The organism is Neptunomonas antarctica (assembly GCF_001305295.1).
Classification (GTDB): domain Bacteria; phylum Pseudomonadota; class Gammaproteobacteria; order Pseudomonadales; family Balneatricaceae; genus Neptunomonas; species Neptunomonas antarctica.
Genome location: NZ_LJSI01000015.1, coordinates 199,797 through 221,085, shown reverse-complemented (window position 1 = coordinate 221,085; position 21,289 = coordinate 199,797). Strand labels below are relative to the sequence as shown.

14 protein-coding genes are annotated in these 21,289 nt (G+C 44.6%); 8 read left to right on the top strand and 6 right to left on the bottom strand.

Features of this window, described 5'->3' with window-relative positions:
- Positions 1-10: 10 nt before the first annotated feature.
- The 4 genes from Nant_RS01275 to Nant_RS01260 form a co-directional block, all read right to left on the bottom strand.
- A complete protein-coding gene (locus Nant_RS01275) occupies positions 11-1,582 on the bottom strand; it encodes a DNA cytosine methyltransferase (protein WP_054339822.1) in 1,572 nt (523 codons plus the stop codon).
- A 602-nt stretch (positions 1,583-2,184) separates the two neighbouring features.
- Positions 2,185-3,861: an NERD domain-containing protein gene (locus Nant_RS01270; protein ID WP_054339821.1), complete on the bottom strand. Its 1,677-nt coding sequence runs from the start codon at positions 3,859-3,861 to the stop codon at positions 2,185-2,187.
- A gap of 23 nt (positions 3,862-3,884) precedes the next feature.
- The gene (locus Nant_RS01265; protein WP_054339820.1) at positions 3,885-10,064 is read right to left on the bottom strand and encodes a DEAD/DEAH box helicase; all 6,180 of its coding nucleotides are present in this window, start codon (positions 10,062-10,064) and stop codon (positions 3,885-3,887) included.
- A 29-nt stretch (positions 10,065-10,093) separates the two neighbouring features.
- Positions 10,094-13,090, bottom strand: a complete 2,997-nt coding sequence (locus Nant_RS01260; protein WP_054339819.1) for a hypothetical protein — start codon at positions 13,088-13,090, stop codon at positions 10,094-10,096.
- 484 nt (positions 13,091-13,574) lie between these two features.
- Here Nant_RS01260 and Nant_RS01255 point away from each other — a divergent pair, with 484 nt between their 5' ends.
- Positions 13,575-13,904 (top strand): DNA cytosine methyltransferase, encoded by a 330-nt coding sequence (locus Nant_RS01255; RefSeq protein ID WP_054339818.1) that lies wholly within the window; start codon positions 13,575-13,577, stop codon positions 13,902-13,904.
- Positions 13,905-14,129: 225 nt separating this feature from the next.
- Here the strand turns inward: Nant_RS01255 and Nant_RS01250 are convergent, their stop codons facing one another.
- Entirely contained in the window at positions 14,130-14,729 is a 600-nt protein-coding gene (locus Nant_RS01250; protein WP_054339817.1) for a hypothetical protein, read from the bottom strand.
- Positions 14,730-14,964: 235 nt separating this feature from the next.
- Between Nant_RS01250 and Nant_RS01245 the strand changes: the two genes are divergently transcribed.
- Genes Nant_RS01245 through Nant_RS01230 form a run of 4 tightly spaced genes read left to right on the top strand, consistent with a single transcriptional unit; the run spans position 14,965 to position 18,683 of the window.
- A complete protein-coding gene (locus tag Nant_RS01245; protein WP_238377040.1) occupies positions 14,965-16,131 on the top strand; it encodes an ABC transporter substrate-binding protein in 1,167 nt (388 codons plus the stop codon).
- Positions 16,132-16,144: 13 nt separating this feature from the next.
- Positions 16,145-17,119: a YVTN family beta-propeller repeat protein gene (locus Nant_RS01240; protein WP_054339815.1), complete on the top strand. Its 975-nt coding sequence runs from the start codon at positions 16,145-16,147 to the stop codon at positions 17,117-17,119.
- On the top strand, positions 17,116-17,880 hold the full coding sequence (locus Nant_RS01235) for an ABC transporter ATP-binding protein (RefSeq protein ID WP_054339814.1): 765 nt from the start codon (positions 17,116-17,118) through the stop codon (positions 17,878-17,880). Before Nant_RS01240 ends, Nant_RS01235 begins: the two co-directional genes overlap by 4 nt.
- The gene (locus tag Nant_RS01230; RefSeq protein WP_238377039.1) at positions 17,877-18,683 is read left to right on the top strand and encodes an ABC transporter permease; all 807 of its coding nucleotides are present in this window, start codon (positions 17,877-17,879) and stop codon (positions 18,681-18,683) included. Before Nant_RS01235 ends, Nant_RS01230 begins: the two co-directional genes overlap by 4 nt.
- Here Nant_RS01230 and Nant_RS20920 read toward each other — a convergent pair.
- The gene (locus tag Nant_RS20920; protein ID WP_076495880.1) at positions 18,680-18,850 is read right to left on the bottom strand and encodes an oxidoreductase-like domain-containing protein; all 171 of its coding nucleotides are present in this window, start codon (positions 18,848-18,850) and stop codon (positions 18,680-18,682) included. The two genes, Nant_RS01230 and Nant_RS20920, sit on opposite strands and share 4 nt — an antisense overlap.
- A 239-nt stretch (positions 18,851-19,089) precedes the next feature.
- Here Nant_RS20920 and Nant_RS01225 point away from each other — a divergent pair, with 239 nt between their 5' ends.
- The 3 genes from Nant_RS01225 to Nant_RS01215 all read left to right on the top strand — a co-directional run bounded on the left by Nant_RS01225 (position 19,090) and on the right by Nant_RS01215 (position 21,287).
- The gene (locus tag Nant_RS01225; protein ID WP_054339813.1) at positions 19,090-19,620 is read left to right on the top strand and encodes a Slp family lipoprotein; all 531 of its coding nucleotides are present in this window, start codon (positions 19,090-19,092) and stop codon (positions 19,618-19,620) included.
- 113 nt (positions 19,621-19,733) lie between these two features.
- A complete protein-coding gene (locus Nant_RS01220) occupies positions 19,734-20,351 on the top strand; it encodes a LysE family translocator (RefSeq protein WP_054339812.1) in 618 nt (205 codons plus the stop codon).
- A gap of 267 nt (positions 20,352-20,618) precedes the next feature.
- Positions 20,619-21,287, top strand: coding sequence for a response regulator (locus Nant_RS01215; RefSeq protein WP_054339811.1), 669 nt, complete (start codon positions 20,619-20,621; stop codon positions 21,285-21,287).
- The last annotated feature ends 2 nt before the right edge of the window (positions 21,288-21,289 follow it).

Here is a 21,289-nt window from a genome sequence, read left to right as displayed (position 1 = left end):
TCGCTTTAATTTAAGTAGGAAGTCTATTTAACAAGTCAAGAATAGAATTGCCTAGTTTCAGTCCTAATAGTGGAGGAACTGCATTCCCTACTTGAGTATATTGCGGTACTTCAAAGCGCCTCATTTTCCCACCCGTTGTCACTTTTGATCGGAAGATGAAAGCATCTGGAAATGATTGAATCCTAGCCATTTCTCGAACCGTTAACGTGCGCAACTCATTATCATCATAATGGCACGCATCATCAGGTATAGATAAGGCAGCAGGTGCTGGTTCAAATGCATCAAGAGCTCTTTGTGTACGTTTTTTGGTTGGATGTCGTAATAAATAATTAATAAAATCAACTTTAGTTTTAAATTTTATGTAGCCACCCTCTTCAGACACATACTCATGGTTTTTAAGTACATTCCATGTAGCATCACAAAGGCTTGAAGACTCACCTTTTAATATACTAAATATCTGTTTACCCATATCTAAGCTACATTTCTGTATTACTTGGTATATTCTGAATCTTCTTTTCACTAAATTACTATTATTTCTTAGGCCATGATTAGCTATCGATACAGCCTCTCCCAGTACGGATTCAAACTGGTTATTTAACTTATTGACAAAATCAGACTTTTTACTCTTGTTATTTAACCGCAAGTCATGAATGGCTTTTTTTACCGAAACCTCTTCTTGATCTATCAGTGATGAGAGGAATGAGTTACGGAACAACTCGGCATCTTTTCCTTCTTTGGCATCGAAACAGTGGTAGTTATTAATATCAACAACCTTACCGGATTTTGTTTTCTGAAATAAATCAATACATTGTGAAAATAATGCCTTTTCCGCCTCACAGAAAGAAGCCGATATACTTTGATAAACATCTTCTCTAACACCGATCATGATAAAGCGAGGTCGATTTTGAGGAATACCTGCTAATCTGGCATTGATATGTAAACAAAGTGGAATATACCCCCTACCAGCAAAAGCTTTAGCTACTTCAAACCATGCGTGATAACTAACACCGCCCTCTTTAAATGCACGAAGTATACCTGTTACATTTTCAAGCACTGCGAACTTGGGTTGAACCATGCCGACAAACTTTGCGAACTCCCAAGGTAATGAGTTTTTATCGCAATCCTTTTTACGCAGTCCCGCTAAACTAAAGCTCTGACAAGGTGGCCCTCCAGAAACAAGATCTACACCATTATTACCAAATCCGCATTTAACCGCCTCCAGCAATTGAGGTCGACTTTCAAGCAGACTGTTTAAATGGATGATATTACCAATTAATAACTTTCCTTTAAGCAGGTCTGGATCATCCGGGATATCTGTTACACCACAAGCTAACTCTGGGTATTCAAATGGATTCTCACGAAGACGGCGATTTAAGTCATCAAACTGGCTGCTAATCCAGTACACTTTGTCACTCTTTTCACCTAGCTTGGCAAGCTTATCTAGGTCTTCACCTAGTAGGTTATATGCAAATGTTTCTCCAGCCATCGGGGATAACTCATTGGCAAATGTTAACTCAAAGCCCGCCCGTTCGAGGCCTAGAGATAATCCGCCGCAACCTGAAAAAAGCTCTATGTGGTTCAAATTTATACTCGCAGATGCAGTGAAGGGGGGCAACTAGGTATTTTAAGCAATAAAGAGTGAAAAGTCCAGGGGGTTTTTTAGATAGTATTGACACATTTAGCCTTTAAGGTTTACTCGACTCAAAGAAATGACCCTCTGCGTTCTCTATAATGGGCAACTAAAACTGGATAGTATTTAAGCCATATTTTTCAATTCACAATCCTTTTGATAGGGTGTCATATAATCGAGTACAGAATGCTTACGCTTGTAGTTATAAAAGCAAAAGCAACTCTCCACTTCACATACAGCCGATTTGTGACCAGTCCATACCTCGGTAGCCAGAGAAAAGAGATATTGATTATGCGCATTCACCAGATGAACCCACAGAAACAATCAAATTAAAGTCATCTAATGAATTTTCTTGCATCCGCCTTGCATTAGACAACCCCACTTCTGTCTATTTTCATGTATAAATGAGAGATCATCCAAAAGAGACCTAATCTTTACGGGATTAGAAAACGGGACAACCTCACTAAAATTAATCACCTTATCCCGATAATCAATCAATTTTCACTATCTATAGGTATTGATTTATCTAAAACACTCTCTACCTTTGCTAAAGGTCACGCCAAGGTCATAAGCAAGCCTGACAACCAAGATTCTGCCTCTCTGTTAGTTGTGACGACATCCAGCCGAGCCGTTGCACGAGTGAAAGCCACATACAAGTCTTCATCAGCCAGTGCCGGATTCATCCCAGGCTTGTCAGCATGAACAAAGACCACATGTCGAGCCTCTAACCCCTTGAATGATTTGATGGTTGAATAAAAAACAAAGCCCGGTTGACCAAGCTTACTAATATCTTCTGTAAGTTCAAGACCATAAGCCTTTTTAGAACCATTCATGCATGAATTTTCCAACTTGAATGGTGATAGGATCACCGCACCACCCTCCGAACTTAACTCATTTACTAGTGACCATGCCTTTTGCGCCATAAAATCAGCTTTGCAAATACTAACATGAGGTATTTCACCGCTAGGCATGCCTGGCATTGATTTGACCTCACCACTACAAACTTTATTGGTAGCGGCATTTACGCGTTCAGTATTTCGACAGTTGTGATATAGGCGAAATGTCACTTCAGCACCTAGGGTCTCATTCGTACCCTGCCCGTATAAATCCTGCTTACTATCTGCAAAGTAAAGCCATTGGGAGTTATCACTATCCTCAAGTAAGTGATACAGGGCAACAATTCTGTCATCGCCAAAATCCTGCCCCTCATCAATAATGATGGCGTCATATTTATCATCATCCTTAAACGAATACAAAGCATCCAAGACCCTTTCCGGCAAGACTTTAGAATAAAAATCTTTTTCAGAGCTCCCTGCATGGTCATCAACAATCCGCCAAAATAGCGAATCTATGCTAACAATAGCATTAGCCATACTGGGATGTTTGATCCTTAAACTTTCGGCTAATGCCTTGTTAAAACATACAAAAATTGCCTTTTGACCTTCTTCCAGCAAAGCCGACAATTTCCATATGGCGAGCAAAGTTTTTCCCGAACCTGCAGGCCCAATAATAGCAACACGAGGTAATTCGAATGCCCCCCGTAATGCAGCAAACTGTTGACGAGTTAACTCATCAATATCTTTTTCATCTTCGTATGTATCCAACTCTGTATCAACAGCAACCACACGAAAGCGTTGATTTGTCAAAATTTCGGCGGCTCTATCAGCCAATTCCTGACTGAATTTCTTTCCTGTGGCCTCCCCTCCTTTGGCTAACAACGCACCGCTAATTACGCTACCTAACTGGTGCATACGCTTTTTAGTAACAATGGTTGACTGATCGTACGTATCAAGTTTTCCTTCAACTTCGCCATTCGGATAAACCACTAGCCAAGCATGCAAACCAGGGAAAGGGGCATTTTCACCAAATGAGAGTTCCTCCTTAACAACCTTAGTAAGTGTGTGCAGGTTTCGAGTAGCTTGCTCAGGAGGCGGCTCTTTCAATAATATTTCACTAGACTTGCCATTATAACCCCCCGCTATCCTGTACCACTTTCCTTCTGCGTCCACACGCACTGACTTTGAACCCTTAACCTCTACAACAGCCAAACCAAGCTCTGGAGCCAATATCACAAAATCCGCTTGGCCATCACGAACGGAGCCCATCTCATTTTTCAAAGCCCACGACACATTACATACCACTATCCATTTATCAGGCAGTTGCTTTAACAGTTGCCTGCGGACTTCCCTTTCCCACCTGTCTGATGGAACAGGCCCAATTACTCGTGGCATAACCAACTACTCCCTTGAAATAATTACTGACGGCGCGCAACTACTTTTAAACCAGCCCATTGGGTTTTATCCAAACTTGGTCTATCAACTGGCTTCACCATTTGCCCCTTACCTGGCATCGAACTAATTGAAGCAATAAAAGGCTCTATTTCATCTTGTTTCACAATATAAAATCCCTTCGCGATAGACCATGCATCTTGCTCCAATACCCTTTCCCAAGCTTTATCTCCATACTCAAAAGAGCTCCCTACCTCTGATTTAAAAATCAACTGGTTTAGGTCACTACTTGAACTGTTACCAACATTGTTTAAAGGATATTCGCGGAAAAATTCTGGATTATTCCTCACCCATGACATCCTTCTGGAAAGGTTAAATGAATCAAGCAACCGTACGGAATTGACATTAGATTGGCTTATGGCAAATGCGTGTATAGATTGAGATACTGAGTCTTTTAAAAGAGTGTCAAATTCCCACAAAGGGTGAGCAACCACTTCTAAAACACCCACTTCTTCAGAGAGCCAACCATGGAGATAACAACCATCAGTGATTGGCACGATATTTCCGTCACCAAATGCAGAGCAATAATTTTCAGCGATGTAGGCAGACTCTTCCTGCCAGCTTTTCAATCCTAAACCCCAGTCTTTAAAATATGGCATTACACCGGGTATACACGCAGGATCACGCATTACCGACAGTAACTCTAAGCCAAGCCGCCAATCCAGCAAGGGGTGCAAATGACGGTTCCGAAAACCTTTTAGGAGTAAATCAGGGCTTCTCCACTCGTGCCCCGGTTTTTGTGCACGTTTGCATTCATCCCTTATATACTCGCCTAGTTTAGAAAACCTCTCTTGATTGACAGGGTCAATACAACCCCCTAACAATTCAGCCCATACCTTGCTGGCCCAGTCTACAAGGCCTGCACCATTTGGATGCTCGTCGGATAAATAGAGCTCGGCACCCTCTTGGCCCTCATGATTATATTTATGAACAGAGGCGATCTCTATATCGAGGGAATCAACATCGAGTTCCAACGCAATAGCTCGCTGGAGAATAGTCGCTGCAGAAAACCACGCGGCTTTACGACAAGCGAGCTCTTTATTGTTATCAAAAAAGCAAAGTCCTGAACGATCGAGCAACCTTATACTCAAAAGATCCGTAGTCTTTGGTGCCACAAGTGACGCGAGAACGTCCTTGCTTTTATCATCTTTAATCCACATAGAAGCATTAAGCCACTGGCCATTTGGGCTTCTAATTGATTCCTCTTTTCTAAATGAAAAAGGCATTAGTTTTTTATTTTGAGTAACTCTATATACTTTTTGTTGTCGCGAAAAGGCTATAAAAGCACCTCCAATAAGCTTTGCTTCGACCCCCTTAATAGCCGGCGAAGCAACAAAAGATACGACCCCTTCACCACCATTAGACTGGCCTGATCCTGCTGGTTTACTAAGATCGAAATCAGTCATAAATCCATTCGGCACCACGGCTAAATAAGCGCTTGCGTTATCTGCCAGACAATTCTCGCATTGCTCATAGGGTTCTCTATCTTGAGCATCTTCAAGCTTTATTGGAACGACACTCAGGTTTCGGCATTCACGGCAAAAGACTTGCCAAGTAGTTTCTCCCACTGGCCCGGCATTCGATATCCACTGATTATTTTTCTTATGCTGAACAGGCCCGACAAGCCCAATCGGAGTTAAAAGCCGTTTATCCCATATCCGCTCAGCCCCTGGCGCATAATCTGTTATGGCCTGTTCAATAGAGCGATCCAAGGTCTTAGCTTCTGGAGACCGACCCTCGCCTTTTGGCAATGAAAAATGCAAATTTCTAACCATGGTTGGCATACCATACATGGGTAGTACACCAGCATCCGCCAAGGCGTTAGCAAAACCACGCGTCTGGTCTTGCTCATTTTTTGAGATCAACTCTAAACGATCTATTAAATCAGATGGGTCTTTAGTGAGTGTCTCTGCCTTAATGGCTGTCCCACGGGATACAACGGTAGCAATCTCTTTAATTTCTTGCTCATTGCGGCTCAACCAATGAGCAACATTATCACGCCTACTACCGTTACCCCCTAAGAAGTCTTTTACAATCCCCATCTCTCCATGGGTATCAGGTCTCGAATTAGAATCGGCCCAGGTTAGACCAACAGATTGAAATGCACGCCGTAAAACTTCTTTATTAAATAGTCGCTCCGCCAATATCGTTTGATCTTCACTCACCGAAACACTCGGTTGCGGTGGAATTCCACTTGTCATTTCCTCGGGGTGCTCAAAATGAATACGGTCATGGGTTTGTCCACGGCAATACGTCAGCGCAGAGGAAAAGGCCTGTTTCTTTCTTCCTGCACGACCCGCTCGCTGCTGATAATTAAAACGTTCTGGTGGCATATTGGCCTGAAACACTGATAATAACGCGCCGATATCAACACCGACTTCCATCGTTGTGGTCACTGACAACAGATCGATGCGGTCTATCTCAGGCTTAACATCTCGTGGCACTACATCGTCTAGTTGTTCACCAGCAAAAAAAATGTCTCTAAAGTGCCGTTGTCTTTGAGCTTGATTATCTGTTTGCCCAGTCAGCTCCTCAGCATGAATACGAAATGCGGACGAAGGTATCGAAGAAAGATTCGCGTAATAATGTTCCCTTTCAATCTGTCCGGCTGTTTTTTCGCCGTTAGCTTCTGTCGTAAGCGTAGTAGAACATCTTGAGCATACTTCCCCGGAAGAGTGCCAGTGAATTTGTGTACAGTTCGTACACACCCACGGTTTATCTTTCGGATCAACTTTGCGCACCCAAAGTTGATCCAGCCTCACAATACCCCAGTGATGCCTATCCTCAGTAAGGGCATCACGAACAGCATCCCTGAGTAATTCAAAGTGGGTGTTATGCTTTAGCGAACACGCTTCTAAATAACGTTTGACTCGTTTCTGAGCAATCTGCCGAGAGCGATCATTTGGTTTATCATTACTCCATTCTACTCTAGGCCCATAATCATCGTATTCATATGGAGTCGTAAAATACTCTTCCGTGAGAATACGAAGCACACTTTCAGAAACATTCCTGAGAATGCTACAAGTTATACCCGCTGGACCAACTTTCTTAAAACCAGATGACAACGCAAGATGGCCAAATCCTTTTGCCTCTAGGTTATATAACAAGCGCCCAGAGATAGCCTTCCAAGCCTTTTTCCTTATCGTGCTGTCCATTTTATTCATCAAGAAACTTTTTTTGGCTTGGGTTAGGTTCTCAGCTAATAAAGTCTCATCAAAATTGATAAGTTCTACCCATCCAAATTCATCGCTATCTAGCTGGGCATACTTAACATCCACACCTGAGCCGGCAGGATTTATACCAAGCTTTAGCATTCTTTTCCAGATCACGGGTAAATCCCGACACTGATCACTTACAGGGTGTAAAAAACTATCTACCCTGACATAACCAGACTTATAATTTTCAATGCGTTCGACATGTGATTTTTCATCGAAAGTAGCTCGCTTAGGTTTGAAAATTACTGACTCCGCAGCGTTAGCGAACGCTTTTAATTCATCCTGCACCTGACTATCATTTTCTTCCTCAATAATCGCATCTACGCCATTTTCATCATCTTGTTTAACTTTTTCTAGAATAACCTTTTTTATTCCCTCTATTGAACCTGCCGATCTTTGGCGTATTTCGTCTAGAATAAAATACTGCAACAGGCTATCCCATTGACCAGACTCTACACCGTTGGCCAATTTTGCCGCTGCTTGTCGGCTATCTGAAAATGCGACGAGTTTTCTGGATTGATTTGGTAATATCGACATCAGATGCTTTGCAAGTAACAAAGACATTTGGTCTAAACCCGTTGCAAAAGCCCTAATAGGTGATGGTTTACCGCCCTGCCGTTCTGAATAACTTGTATGACAAGATGGGCACATTTGCGGCATTGCCGGTAATTGATATTGTTCCTCCCAGTCTTTATCGTCAGCACTAAACCATAAGCATTTAACTTTTTCTGGATTATCAACCCCAACCTCAACGATCCCTGTACGCGGATCAATCGAAGCAATTTTCCATGCGGATTCAGCTGTTTTGCAAGGATTACCTACACGACCATCGTGTAATTTTCGTTCAACTGAGCCTTGTAACCATGTTAAATCGTCTACGTTTGGATACTGATCAGGCAATAAATATACAACGCCAAGTTTTTGGTAACGTTGCATATCCGTGCGCCCTTGTGGAGCTGCCTCAGGCATACTTTCAATAGCGGAAGGCATAGGAGCGAGTTCATATTTTGGGTTAGGCACAGTACCACCAGACCGCATTTTGTAACCTGCCAATAACTGCGTACCGCAACACTCACAGTAAAGAACCTCTAAGACTCGTTTACCTTCTAAAGCGATCCTTGGCTCTGGTAACAGCCTACCGACCCTCCGCTCCTTGTCCCCTCCTCGCGATAAATCGGCTGTGGCCCAGAGACCGTCAATATTCTTGGCCATCCAGTGAAAACGCAGCCTAGGTAAAATCTCAGCAATGAAACTCTTTCCCTGATTTTGAAGAGCCGTTGCCCGCCCCAACGCATAAAGCAAGCCTCTTGTGGCGACCTCTTTCTCTTTCGGTTGTAAATTTGGAAACCACATTGTCATTAGTTTCTCTAATGACAATGAAGTAAAGCGATTGCTAGTACTATCAAGAAAACTGTACGCCACCGCCTCCATATTATTAGCCGTTACCAGCTCCGTCACTAGACGATCATCAGGTTCTTCATCCATATCTAGAGATACACCTAATTGTACGCAGGCAGTATCGACGGTATCGGTAAGGCTTCTATTTAGCCCATCGCCTGAATACATAGACTCACCGCTTTCAATATGAAAGCGTTCTTTAGCTTCAGCTGGAGTTAAACCAAACATACCGCCCAGAAAATCATATGACTCATCGTCATCATCAAGAGAGGCACTCGACGCTAAAATTTGGAGTTGCTTACTGTCCGGCGACAGCCCCAGTCGATCCATCAACAACCGGAGTAAGTAACCCACCTCTGTTCCTGAGGATCCACGGTATAAATGCAACTCATCAACGACCAGTTGGAAAACATGATTTTCTCTATCTTCATCAAGCCATTGCTTGGTAGCATCAAAAATCTGGGAATCGGCCCTATCTTCTTCTACTCGCGTGTCTTCATGACGCATCAGCATGATAGACAACATACTCACATTGGTGATGAGTAAATCTGGTGGTGAATCCTGCATCTCCCAGCGATGAAACATCTCACAAGCACCCGCTTCCATGTTCGGAATAAAATCTCTCTGTTCCAAAAGGGTCTCTAATTCTTTTTCCGCAACTGCTATTCGAATTTCATCCCCTTCACGGTTGACTTCTGCTAGAGCGTTCCGAGCAATACCTAACCGCCCCTTGTAATCTTCATATTCTCTCCTTGCCTCCTCAATTTTTTTCCTGAGGTCTGCTATCTTGGAAGTGTTAGCACTCCCATCCGCTTTAAAAGGATGTCCTGAAACCGGTGTAGAACCATTGTATCTACCAAATCGAATCCGATTACCGCCTAAAGCATCATTCATAGCGTTATGCGATTCATCAGAATCCAACGCGGCTCTAAGCCTTGAAATTTGATCTTCCACCAATGCATTCATTGGGTATAGCAATAAAGCTCGAACAGCTGGCGTTCGAGTCTCTTTTCTAATTGCTTTTCGGCTGTCTTTCCATGAAATTTTCGTCGGCCACTTTCCATGTAGAGCAGCAGGCGCATCCCATTTCCTTTTAGCCTCATTAATGATTGATGCCAGCACCGGTAGTAAAAAAGCCTCAGTCTTCCCAGAACCTGTACCGGTCACAACAACACAGTGCTTCCTTTCCTCGCCCATAGCTTTTGTCAACATCACCTCTTGATGCTTGTACAAATACATATCGCTTGGGATAAGTGATGCACCAGCCACTTTACAAAAAGCATCTATGGCGTCTTGAGGCATAGCAGGCAGGTCTAGCGTATTTAGTTCTTCCAGTTTTTTACCTGACACATACGCGGGTAATACTTCTAAGTAAGGCTCCTGAAAAAATACCCCTGGCGTATCTAGCAAGCACTGGCGTTCTTCCTCAAATGATTTGGAGTTAGTCCCGAATGCCGACTTTACATACTTTTTCAAATGATCTTGCAGACTTTCCCAAGCCCCGATGGGATCTTTATCTATACTTACTGACATTTTCAATCCTTAAATTTCGTCAACACGGTTCAACATCCGAAAGCTCTAAGTTCACCACCAAGCAAGTGTGCAACATGCCTAGCAATTACCTCTGGAACCCAGCGATAACAAAGCCATTTACCATCAGCCATGTCGTAGTACACGGAGCTTACCTTGCCAATCATGTGCAGTCCTTTTTCAGAAAGTAAAATTGAGTCGCCGTCCGCCTTACCTAGAGCTTGCATTACAATAGGCCCAGTACCCGCACAGAGTGTTAAAGCTCGCTCTATAACGAAAGGTGGTTCCATTCTTGCCGGTAACCATAAACAACCGTTGACGCTATCGTAATAGATTGGCCAAGGACTGGCATCGACGAAAAAGCCTATGGTATTAACGTACTCAGCAAAGGCGCTAACAGCCATCCATACTCCCCACCTTGAATCCTGAATAAAGCTATATTTTGAAAAACCATCCCCAAGATTTCTACCTAGTTTATAAACACGTAGCCCTTGTATCTGCGGATCTTCATACCTAAATAGTTCAAATTTCCGATCAGAATCAACCAAAATGTTTTCTTCAGCACTAAACTTGCCTGAAACTGGGTTCAATTTCTCCAAGTAATTAGGCGTGAAACCTTGCTCGTGGTACCATGAGAGATTCTCCTTTAGTTCCTTAACAGAGCCCAACCATTGAGATAATTGCTTAACGGGTAAAGCTACTACCAGAAAATTTGCAGACTTTGCGATTGAACTGATCGCTGACTGTCCATCAGGGGCAATACGAACAACGGGGAAATTGTATGACGGCTCTATCTCAACAAAAGCCCTGATACCCGCTGCTTGCGCAAGCTCTTTCCATTGTTGTAGCCTTAGGCTTCCACAAATACCATACAACTGGCGCTGCTCAGCATCTTTGATAGGTAGGCTATAGAGCGTTGGAGGTACAGCAAATATCCTAACCATATGGCCTTTGACATCAGTTTCTATTTCAACATGCCCCCTACGTCTAAGTTCGCGTATCAAAAGTGCGGGTTCAATATCATCAATGCCTATATTACTGGCAAGGCGCCTGATTTGATCACGCGCCACGCCATAGGTCATAGAGCCTCTAATGGTTAGAGCTATTGAATCAAGAAACTGGGATGAAACATTTAATTCCATGCACTCCCAAACATCTATTCCATTTGAATTAACGAGCGCTTTTTCATCCACGTGAAAGTAATCAACACCTAAGTCAAGATCACCAGCTTGTGTATCACCAATAATCGCACCACAAAGACCGTTAGCATTAGCCAATGGCCTTCCAAAATTATCGATAGAAAAATGGGGACGGTGTGTAGACGATACCCCCCCAGCAGCCAACACCTGTAAACCTGCAGTACACAATATCTCATCACCGAGTTGTGCTTTGATTTTGAAAGCGCACACGCTCCCATCATCCAGACTATATTTAAATCGTCTTACGCAACCATTATCAGCATTGACCAGCTCTTCAAAGGTCAACCCGGCAGATGTCAGCTCAGCGCCGACAGGAGCTTCTAACTCAACAAGGGGCAAATCGTAATATGCGTATTTCTTGCTGCCTGCCCCTATAACGGGCTTTCCTCCAACAAGCCTGATGCGAGCCTTAGCGAGAGCAACAGGCTCTTCATCAACTATCACAGCCCGCTGTTCAGGCGTTAGGTTCTCAGTGCAATTGATACAAATAAGGCTCCAATCGTCTGGCAGACCATCTATATATAACAACTCATGCTTTATTTCTTCGTTTTCTAGAAACAGCTCTAAATTTAAATATTCAATGCGGGAATATAGAAGGTAGACAGGACCCTTTAACGGCATTTCACGCTCAAGATATGAGTCGTGAAGTGAGGGATCCGGTTTGTCCTCTACCAAGACCCGAACCTTATCATGCCGTAAGTAAATTTTTCTTTCATTGCGCTCCCCATCGCTTCCCGCATAAGACAAGGTTGAATCAACTTCTTTTCTAGCTGACTGACCTAGCGCACGTCTCGCGTCATTCTGATTTACAGAAGAAACACAGTGAATATGGGTTCCTGCAACCTCTAGCTTAGCCTCTGTTTCTTCACCATCATCCACTTTAATTGCATAGCATAGACCTGTCACAACAGCAGGAAGGCGCCAACCTACTTCCCAACAAAGGGATTCCCCAGAGTTCTTCAATTGCAGGATGATTGATAATTCGTCGTTCTCGCCTTGTTGAAACTCAACTTGTTTGTTTGATACGCCACTACTAACGTTTGTTCGTTTTGGCACACGTCCATCCCAGAACTCAAGATAGATACTTAATAATTGCTTTAGGTGATTCCAGTAATCCTCCTTTCCCATTGCAGCCTTAAGCCCTGCACTTAAAAAATTTGAGTTCTGACCATGCTCTAGCAGTTGCATAAAATGAGAATTATCCAAAGCTTGTCCAGGATGTAACCTACAGCTACCAAATAAACTACTTATGCCATCCATATCCTTATGAGTGACCATTGTTTGAGCGTATGCCATGCCCACAAATCTATGCTTTCCGAGCACATTGAGCTTGAACTTGCCAAATCTTCCTTTTTGTTGATCTATAGACCAATGTTCTAAATCAGCCCATACATATTCCATTTGCTGTCTAGTATTACTATTATTAAGGAATGGATCGCAGACCAACTCACTTACTTTTGCATAGAAACCTGACTCTCCTGCTTCGGATCGAGAAAGCACCCATAATGCTATATATGGCAAATATGGTGGCGCTTTTGAGTCTTGATATACATTGATATCGCTATCATGATAACTATACCCATCAGGGTGATTTCTAGAGGTTAATCGTTGCCTAACCAATTCTTGAGCTTTTTTCGCAACATCACCTGACCCATGAAACCACGCAGGCCCTTGCTTAACCGCTTCGACCAACCCATTTGCCCCGCCTTTATGAACACCAATTCCTTCAAGTTCAAGTCTAGTTGTAGGAATCCAAACATCTTGATCAGCTTTAGCAGGTGAAAAATATTCTTCAAGCAACAATGAGTTCCACTCGGTAAATAACGACATACGATTTCCATATACATCTGCAGTTTCTAGAGAAACTGCGATTAAATTCCTTTAACTTAGCTACAGACAGCATGAAGCGGTCACGTCCAGCCAAGATTCTGTACTTATTCTCACCCTAAATGTAGCAACTTACTAATTAGACTATTTGCCATATTTCACTTTAAGTAATGGGCAAAGTGATGAGCGACCTGTCAAGTATTGACAAGTTAACTAAATAAACCAAATCAGAACATCTAATTTGAATGTTCTATACCAAGTCAAAGGGTAATCTGGTTTCACCCCGATTTACCGGATACCTAGTTAAGAGTAGATAATCTATCTCTTAACTAGGTATCTACATGTCTAATTTACGAAAAAATTTTCCGCCGAGGACAAGCGCGAAGCGTGTGCCCTATCCCTTCAATCTGACATATCCATCACTGACGTTGCAATCGAAGCATTAGAACACTCAGAAAGAGGCCCTAATTGACTAATTCATTGAATCATGAGGTGTAATTACATAATTGGTTGGAATCTATCTGAAGCTTATGGCACGAAAAAACACGCATTAACCCCTCCTGATGAAGACGCTCCTTCTGCGACAGTTACAACATTGCCAGATGATATTTTACACTATAGTGAGCCGAGAATTTTAACTGTAAGGGAAATGGCCCGACTCCAATCCTTTCCTGATCATTATGAATTTAAAGGACCTTATACAACTGGAAGGGTTCTGAGAAAGCAAAGCTGCCCGAAGTACACGCAAGTAGGAAATGCCGTACCTCCACTGTTAGGTGAAGCTTTAGGTGCGATGTTTAAGAAACTAGCGAGTTAGAAGAATTTCAAGTAGTACTACGGACGTTTATTTCAAAACGAATACTGAATGATCATCACCCCCAATATCCTTGGCATTCATGACGCAATGAGAATCAAATTGCACGCTCAACATCAGGAATATCTGGATTATCATCGTGAACAGGTATTTTGTCCGATGTGATGAAAACGAATGCTAGCGCGGTACTTCACACGGGGTCTTCGATTCACACAGAAAGCCTCGTTTTTACTCAATACGAATGCCCGGCAGCCAGTGTACCTGCGGATCAACTTCATACAGATCCTCTGCCACGATAGGACGCAGGTTACCCTTTTCAGGGGGTGCCGCCAGCAGATTAAGATTCACTTCATGTAACTGCCCCTCTAACCCACCTGATTGCGTCCATTTCAGCCGGTAGTAGGTGCCATCCCAGGGGTCTATTCCATAATCTTTTGCGGCTTTACGGATAAATAATAAGCTGTATTCAAGATCAGTGAGATCGTCCGCTGTGATGCTGTATTTATTTTCATAGGTATACGGCAGGTGACACAATAGCTCGGTGCCTTTCTCCAGACATTTAAAAGGCCGCATGGAAAGAAATTTATCGGTAAATTGTGACTCATCCAGTACCACCTCAAACGTCCATGATCCTGCCGCTTCGTCTTGCTCAAGCATCAGAGATCCGATCGTCCGCTCTTCGCCGGTAGCGGCGTTAAAAAGAATAATCGGGCGCACTTCAACAACCGCTTCGACAGCCGCCGCGCCTGCACTGATACTAGTACTGAGAGAGGCCGTGAGCACCAGACCTATCCACATAACCACCGACATATACTTTCGCAACAGCATGACAACACCCTCCGATAACGATTATCTAACCGATAAAACTCTATGCTAGCCCCACCAGCATTCAAAAAAATACTACTTCAGTACTAAAAGTTTCGTACTTTTTTCATATTTCGTCTTGGCCTGTTACGCCTTAAGCTGGCTTAATGACTGACGACCTTAGTTAATAGCGCGATAATAAAAATACAAGGAAGGTTAACGTAATAGCATTATGAAAAAACACCTCACTAGATTACTGATGACATCACTGCTTTCATTATCCGGATTTTATTCGGGGCCTCTCTATGCTCAAGCCTCTTCTCAAACAATAGAAATCGCTTATCTTAAGCTGGTACAAGATCAAGGCCCGGTGCTCTCTAATATATTTCCTATTCCGGAAGATTCTGGCCAACGGGGTGCGGAGTTAGCCATTCAGGACAGCAACACTACAGGGCGGTTTCTTAATCAGAAATATCAGTTAAGTCAGGTAGTCAGTCAGGATTTTTCGGCTATTTCAGAACAGGCCGCCACACTCTATAGCCGTGGCATTCGCTTTTTTGTCACCGATATACCCGCAAAAGAGCTACAACTGCTGGCTCAGCAATTAGGTGATCAGGCGTTATTCTTTAACGCCGGGACACAAGATGATGCATTACGTACCACCGACTGTGTGAGCAATCTGCTGCATACGATTCCCAGCCGCGCCATGCTCACCGATGCTCTGGCTCAATGGCTGCAAGTAAAACGCCTTACACGCTGGTTGATGATTACCGGTACAACGCCTGAAGATACCGCCTATGCCGAGGCGATGAAGCGTGCCGCGAAACGCTTTGGTCATAAAATTGTGGCTGAGAAACACTGGAGTTTTGATACCGATTTACGCCGTAGCGCACAAAAAGAGATGCCCGTTTTTACCCAGACAGATGAATACGATGTTGTTGTGGTGGCAGATGAGCGCGGTGATTTCGGTGAATATGTGCTTTACAACACTTGGTATCCCCGGCCCGTGGTGGGCACACAAGGCTTAACACCCGTTGCCTGGCATAGAGTCGTGGAACAATGGGGGGCTGCACAATTACAGAGCCGCTTTGATCAGCTGGCGCATAGATGGATGAATAACAAGGATTACGCCGCATGGCTGGCGGTACGCTCTATAGCAGAGGCGGTGACGCGAACCAAAAAGACAGAGGTAGATGCGATCAAACACTTTATCGCCTCTGAGCAGTTTGAGCTCGCCGGCTTTAAAGGCCGCAAACTCAGTTACCGTGCCTGGAGCGGACAGCTCCGCCAGCCCATTCCGTTGGTGCATGCGCGTTCACTGGTATCCCAATCACCGCAGGAAGGCTTTTTACATCCGGTATCGGAACTAGACACGCTAGGGTTCGATAAACCAGAAAGCCAATGCAACCTGATGAAAAACTTTTAACCCTGAGGTCATAATGAAAATAAATATACCGATAGCGGCGGCTACAGCCTCTTTACTACTGTTCAGTAGCCTCGCGCTGGCAGAGGTTGCTTATGTATCCAACGAGAAGGACAACACGATTTCCGTCATCGACCTGGATACCTACGAGGTGACCGCCACACTGGATGTCGGCAAACGTCCACGCGGTATTATTCTGTCGCACGATCAAACTAAGCTGTATATCTGCGCGTCTGATTCCGACACGGTACAGGTCATGGATCTGGCAACACATAAGATCACCAAACAACTACCCTCCGGTGAAGACCCTGAGCAATTTTCACTCCACCCGAATGATCATCATCTCTATATTTCGAATGAAAATGATGCACTGGTGACCATCGTCGATACGGACACTAATGAGGTGCTGGCACAGATTGATGTGGGCGTTGAGCCGGAAGGTATGGCCGTGAGCTCCGACGGTAAGATCGCGGTAAACACCAGCGAAACTACCAACATGGTGCACTGGATTGATACCGAAACCATGGCGCTGTATGACAACACGCTGGTCGACCAGCGTCCGCGTTTTGTTGAGTTTTCCAAAGATAATAAGTATCTCTGGGCAACCTCTGAAATTGGCGGCACCGTGTCTGTTATTGATGTTGCCAGCCGCAAGATTATCCATAAGGTGACGTTCAAGATTCGTGGTGTCCATTCCGACAAGATGCAACCGGTTGGTATCAAGCTGAGTGATGATGGCAAATACGCGTTTGTGGCACTTGGCCCGGCTAACCATATCGCCATTATCGATGCACATAGTTTTGAAGTGATTGACTACATTTTAGTAGGCCGTCGCGTCTGGCATATGGCGTTTAATGCTGATCAATCGCTGCTGCTCACCACGAATGGCATTAGTGGTGATGTCACGGTGATTGATGTAGCCAAGCGCAAAGCCATTAAGTCGATCAAAGTTGGCCGCTATCCGTGGGGTATCGTGGTGAAATCTAAATGAGTATTGAGGTTGATAAAATAAGCTTTCGCTATGCCCGTAAGACGGCATTGAGCGAGCTGAGTTTTATCCTGGAAAACGGCCAGTTTTGCGCGCTGCTGGGGCCGAATGGCGCGGGTAAGAGTACGCTGTTTGCGCTCCTGACACGGCTTTACGCTTTGCAACAAGGCAACATCCATATTCAAGGCCTGGATCTGCAAACAGCTCCCACACAGGTCATGCAGCAACTCGGTGTGGTATTTCAGCAAAGCACACTCGATCTTGATCTAACGGTACAACAGAACCTCGCTTACCATGCCTCGCTGCATGGGCTTTGCGGCGCCACAGCCCGTGTGCGTATCGCTCAGGAACTCGAACGCATGGCCATGAAAGAGCGCGCCCATGAGAAAGTACGATCCCTCAATGGCGGACACCGGCGGCGTGTAGAGATAGCCCGCGCACTGCTGCACCAGCCGAGCGTATTACTGCTTGATGAGCCCACCACCGGCCTTGACCCGCAAGCACGTAAGGCACTGAATCTGCACGTACGGCAACTCTGCACCGACTCGATGATCACGGTATTATGGGCAACGCATTTGATTGACGAAGTCCTACCTGAAGACCGCGTGCTGCTGCTTCATCAAGGCCGCTTATTATCCTCTGGCACGGGTCTGGATCTGTGTAATCTCAGCGGTCAAAGCCATATGGCTGACGCCTTCGAGCAGCTTACTCAAGTTCCGGCTCAAATTCCGGGTCAGGCTCCGACCAAGGAGCAGGCTGTATGAAGATGACACCGGCGCACTATTGGTATTGCTTTCAGGGCATTTTAATCCGCGAATACCTACGTTTCATTCAACAGCGCACACGCTTTTTTAGTGCGCTGGTTCGCCCGTTGCTCTGGCTTGTGGTGTTCGCGGCAGGGTTCCGCGCCGCGCTGGGTATCGCGATTATCGAACCCTACGAAACCTACATCACGTATGAAGTCTATATCGCACCCGGATTGTGCTGCATGATTTTGCTGTTTAACGGTATGCAAAGTTCATTGTCGATGGTCTATGACCGGGAAATGGGCAGCATGCGCGTCTTACTGATGAGCCCATTACCGCGCTGGTTTTTACTGGTCTGTAAGCTGATCTCTATCGCGCTGGTATCGTTACTGCAGGTATATGCATTCCTGCTGATCGCGTTGCTGGTGGATGTGGAACCACCACTGTGGGGATATTTAGCGGTATTGCCTGCATTGCTGTTAGTAGCGGTGATGCTGGGTGCGATTGGCTTGTTTATCTCATCGTGGATTAAGCAACTGGAGAACTTTGCCGGCGTGATGAACTTCGTCATCTTTCCGATGTTTTTTCTCTCTTCAGCGCTTTATCCTCTGTGGAAAATGCAGGAGTCCAGCGAATGGATTTACTGGATCTGCACAGCCAACCCCTTCACCTATGCGGTCGAATTAGTCAGGCATGCGTTGTATCTGAAATTTGATGGCACAGCATGCAGCGTGACACTGGCAACAGCGCTTATCTTCTCAGTATTTGCCATTAAAGGATTTAATCCACAGCGAGCAGCCGGAGGCGGAAAACCCGGCTAATGCTCAGAGGTAGCGGCAGGCTCGTTAGCCGCCGCTTGGGCCGCTTTTTTCTCTGCTTCAGCCTGTTTCCACTCACGCATTTCTTCATAGTACGTGTCCCATACACAAGGCTCACACGCACTTTCGCAACACTCATAGTCGCCCGGAGGCGTTGGTTTATCTGTCATAATCTATCCACTACATCAATATCGTCAGTGTTCATTTTAACGGCCTGATTATCTTTTGCCAATCAGGCTTATCAGATTCATTCCTCCATACCCATATACTGACATCACCGACACATCAAAAACACCTGAAAGCACGAACAATTGTCTATCAAACCTGTCAAAATGCTATCCACAACATAACGCTCATTATCGAAAGCTCATTCTAAAGAGTTAAAGCAAAAGAGAGAATTAAGGTGAATATGAGATTTCTGTTACCCCTTATTTTATTAACATTGATGGTCGGCTGCAGCGGCGTACCCGAGCAACTCCAGGTTCCCGAAACCACCCCGTTAACCAGTTATGAGTCAGCCAGAAATTATCCTGCTGATGCTCATGCTGATAGCCAGACAGTGGAATTTCAGAGTATGGCCCGCTGGGGCGGTGTCATTGCCAGCACTGAAAACAGAGAGGGCATGACTCAGTTAGAAGTCGTGCAATTCGCACTCAACAGTAACAGCCGCCCCAATGTGACAGATAATAGCGCAGGCCGTTTTCGCGTGAAAATTAATCAATTTCTTGATCCCATGATTTATAAAGAGGGACGTGAACTCACAATACTGGGGAGTATATCCTCCAGCGAAAAAGGCTATATAGGCGAACAACCCTATCTTTTTCCGGTGCTACTCAGCCAGAAGCTATACCTCTGGCAGCCTGAAAAGCAGATAGAAACGCGCTATATTCCCTATATCATTCACACCCCGGTTTATCTTCCGAGGGATCTCAAAAAATAGCCCACAGCCATATTTATTTATCTATTTACAGGACGCTGTCAGCCAGCATTGATACGTGATATATATTCAAAGTATGTATCATTGATCTCTTATAAGCATTGGGGTTAACCGTTGTGTCTTTTGAAAGCGCCATCACTTTTTTTATCGCTATCTTTATTTTCGGCATAACACCCGGCCCCGGCATTTTTGCTATTCTGGCCCGCGCCATGGTGGAAGGTACCCGTTCATGCTTTCTGCTCGCGTTGGGGATGGTTACCAGCGATATTATCTATCTGGTGCTAGCGTGTTTTGGACTGGCCGCCATCGCTGAGCATTGGGCTGAGGTGTTTACCATCATCCGTTTCACCGGCGCCGCTTACCTCTGTTACCTTGGCTGGAAACTGTGGACAACACCGATTGATCTCTCCACAGAGACGCCTGCGACTAAACCCCGTAACGGCATAAGAAGTTTTGTACAGGGCTTTTTGATCTCAGCTTCCAACCCTAAAGTCATTTTATTTTATATTGCGTTCTTGCCTACATTCATGGATCTGTCTGCCTTAAGTAGCGCTGATATTGTCTTGGCCTCGACCCTACAATTGTTCGCACTGATGCTCGGAGTGATGATGGTCGCCCATATGGCATCGAAGGCGCGTAGGTTCTTCAAGTCCGCTAAAGCCATGCGTAATCTCAACCGCTCTGCAGGTTCTATCATGGTAGGTGCGGGCGCTTATCTGGCTAGCCGTCATTAACAGACACGAAGCGTTGCTTTGATTTCTTCATAAAAACAGTACTTTAGTACTGTTTTTATCGCTCTTTTGCAGAATATATCTCTGCCTGCCAGCAAGGTGTAATACAAGTGTCAAAAAGCTGCGTCACGGTGGGTGGCTGCTCTATACGGGTACCGGAACGGCTCTAACGATTGGCAAGAAGCTGATTTTAAAATAAAAAAGGAGCATCATAAATATTTTACCCTGATCCATAATAACTATAAGTACGGGAAAGTACGGGAGTAACTTGTGTATAAAATACTGATTGCGGATGATCACCCCCTGTTCAGGGAAGCGATTAGCAATGTCATTCATACCAGTTTCCCTGATTGTGAATTACTTGAATCCCAAACCCTTGATGCGGCGCTTGAGGTCTCACTTGAACGAGATGATTTAGATCTGATTCTGTTAGATTTGAATATGCCCGGTATGAATGGCTTAAACGGCTTAATCACCTTACGTAATGAATCCCCTACTATCCCTGTTGTGATTGTTTCAGCCGAAGAAGATAAGCAGATAGTGTTACAAGCGATTACCTATGGTGCTGTTGGTTTTATCACTAAGTCTTCATCACGCGAGCAGATGACCAACGCGTTAAAGCAGATTTTGGCCGGAAATGTTTATTTGCCATCCGATATTATCCGTAGCAACTCTCCTGAAACGCGTCGCCAGCCTCGTAACGATGATCGTCGTATTGCGCCGGAAATGTTGTCCTCGCTGACCCGTCGTCAACTGCTGGTATTAGAACGGATGTCCACCGGTGAATCAAACAAGCAGATTGCCTATAATCTGAACATTGCCGAAACCACTGTTAAAGCCCATGTCTCGGCTATTTTACGTAAACTGAATGTGCATAACCGTATTCAGGCCGTGCTATCAGCAGGCAATATCAACTTTAGTGAATATCTGAAGCGCTAATC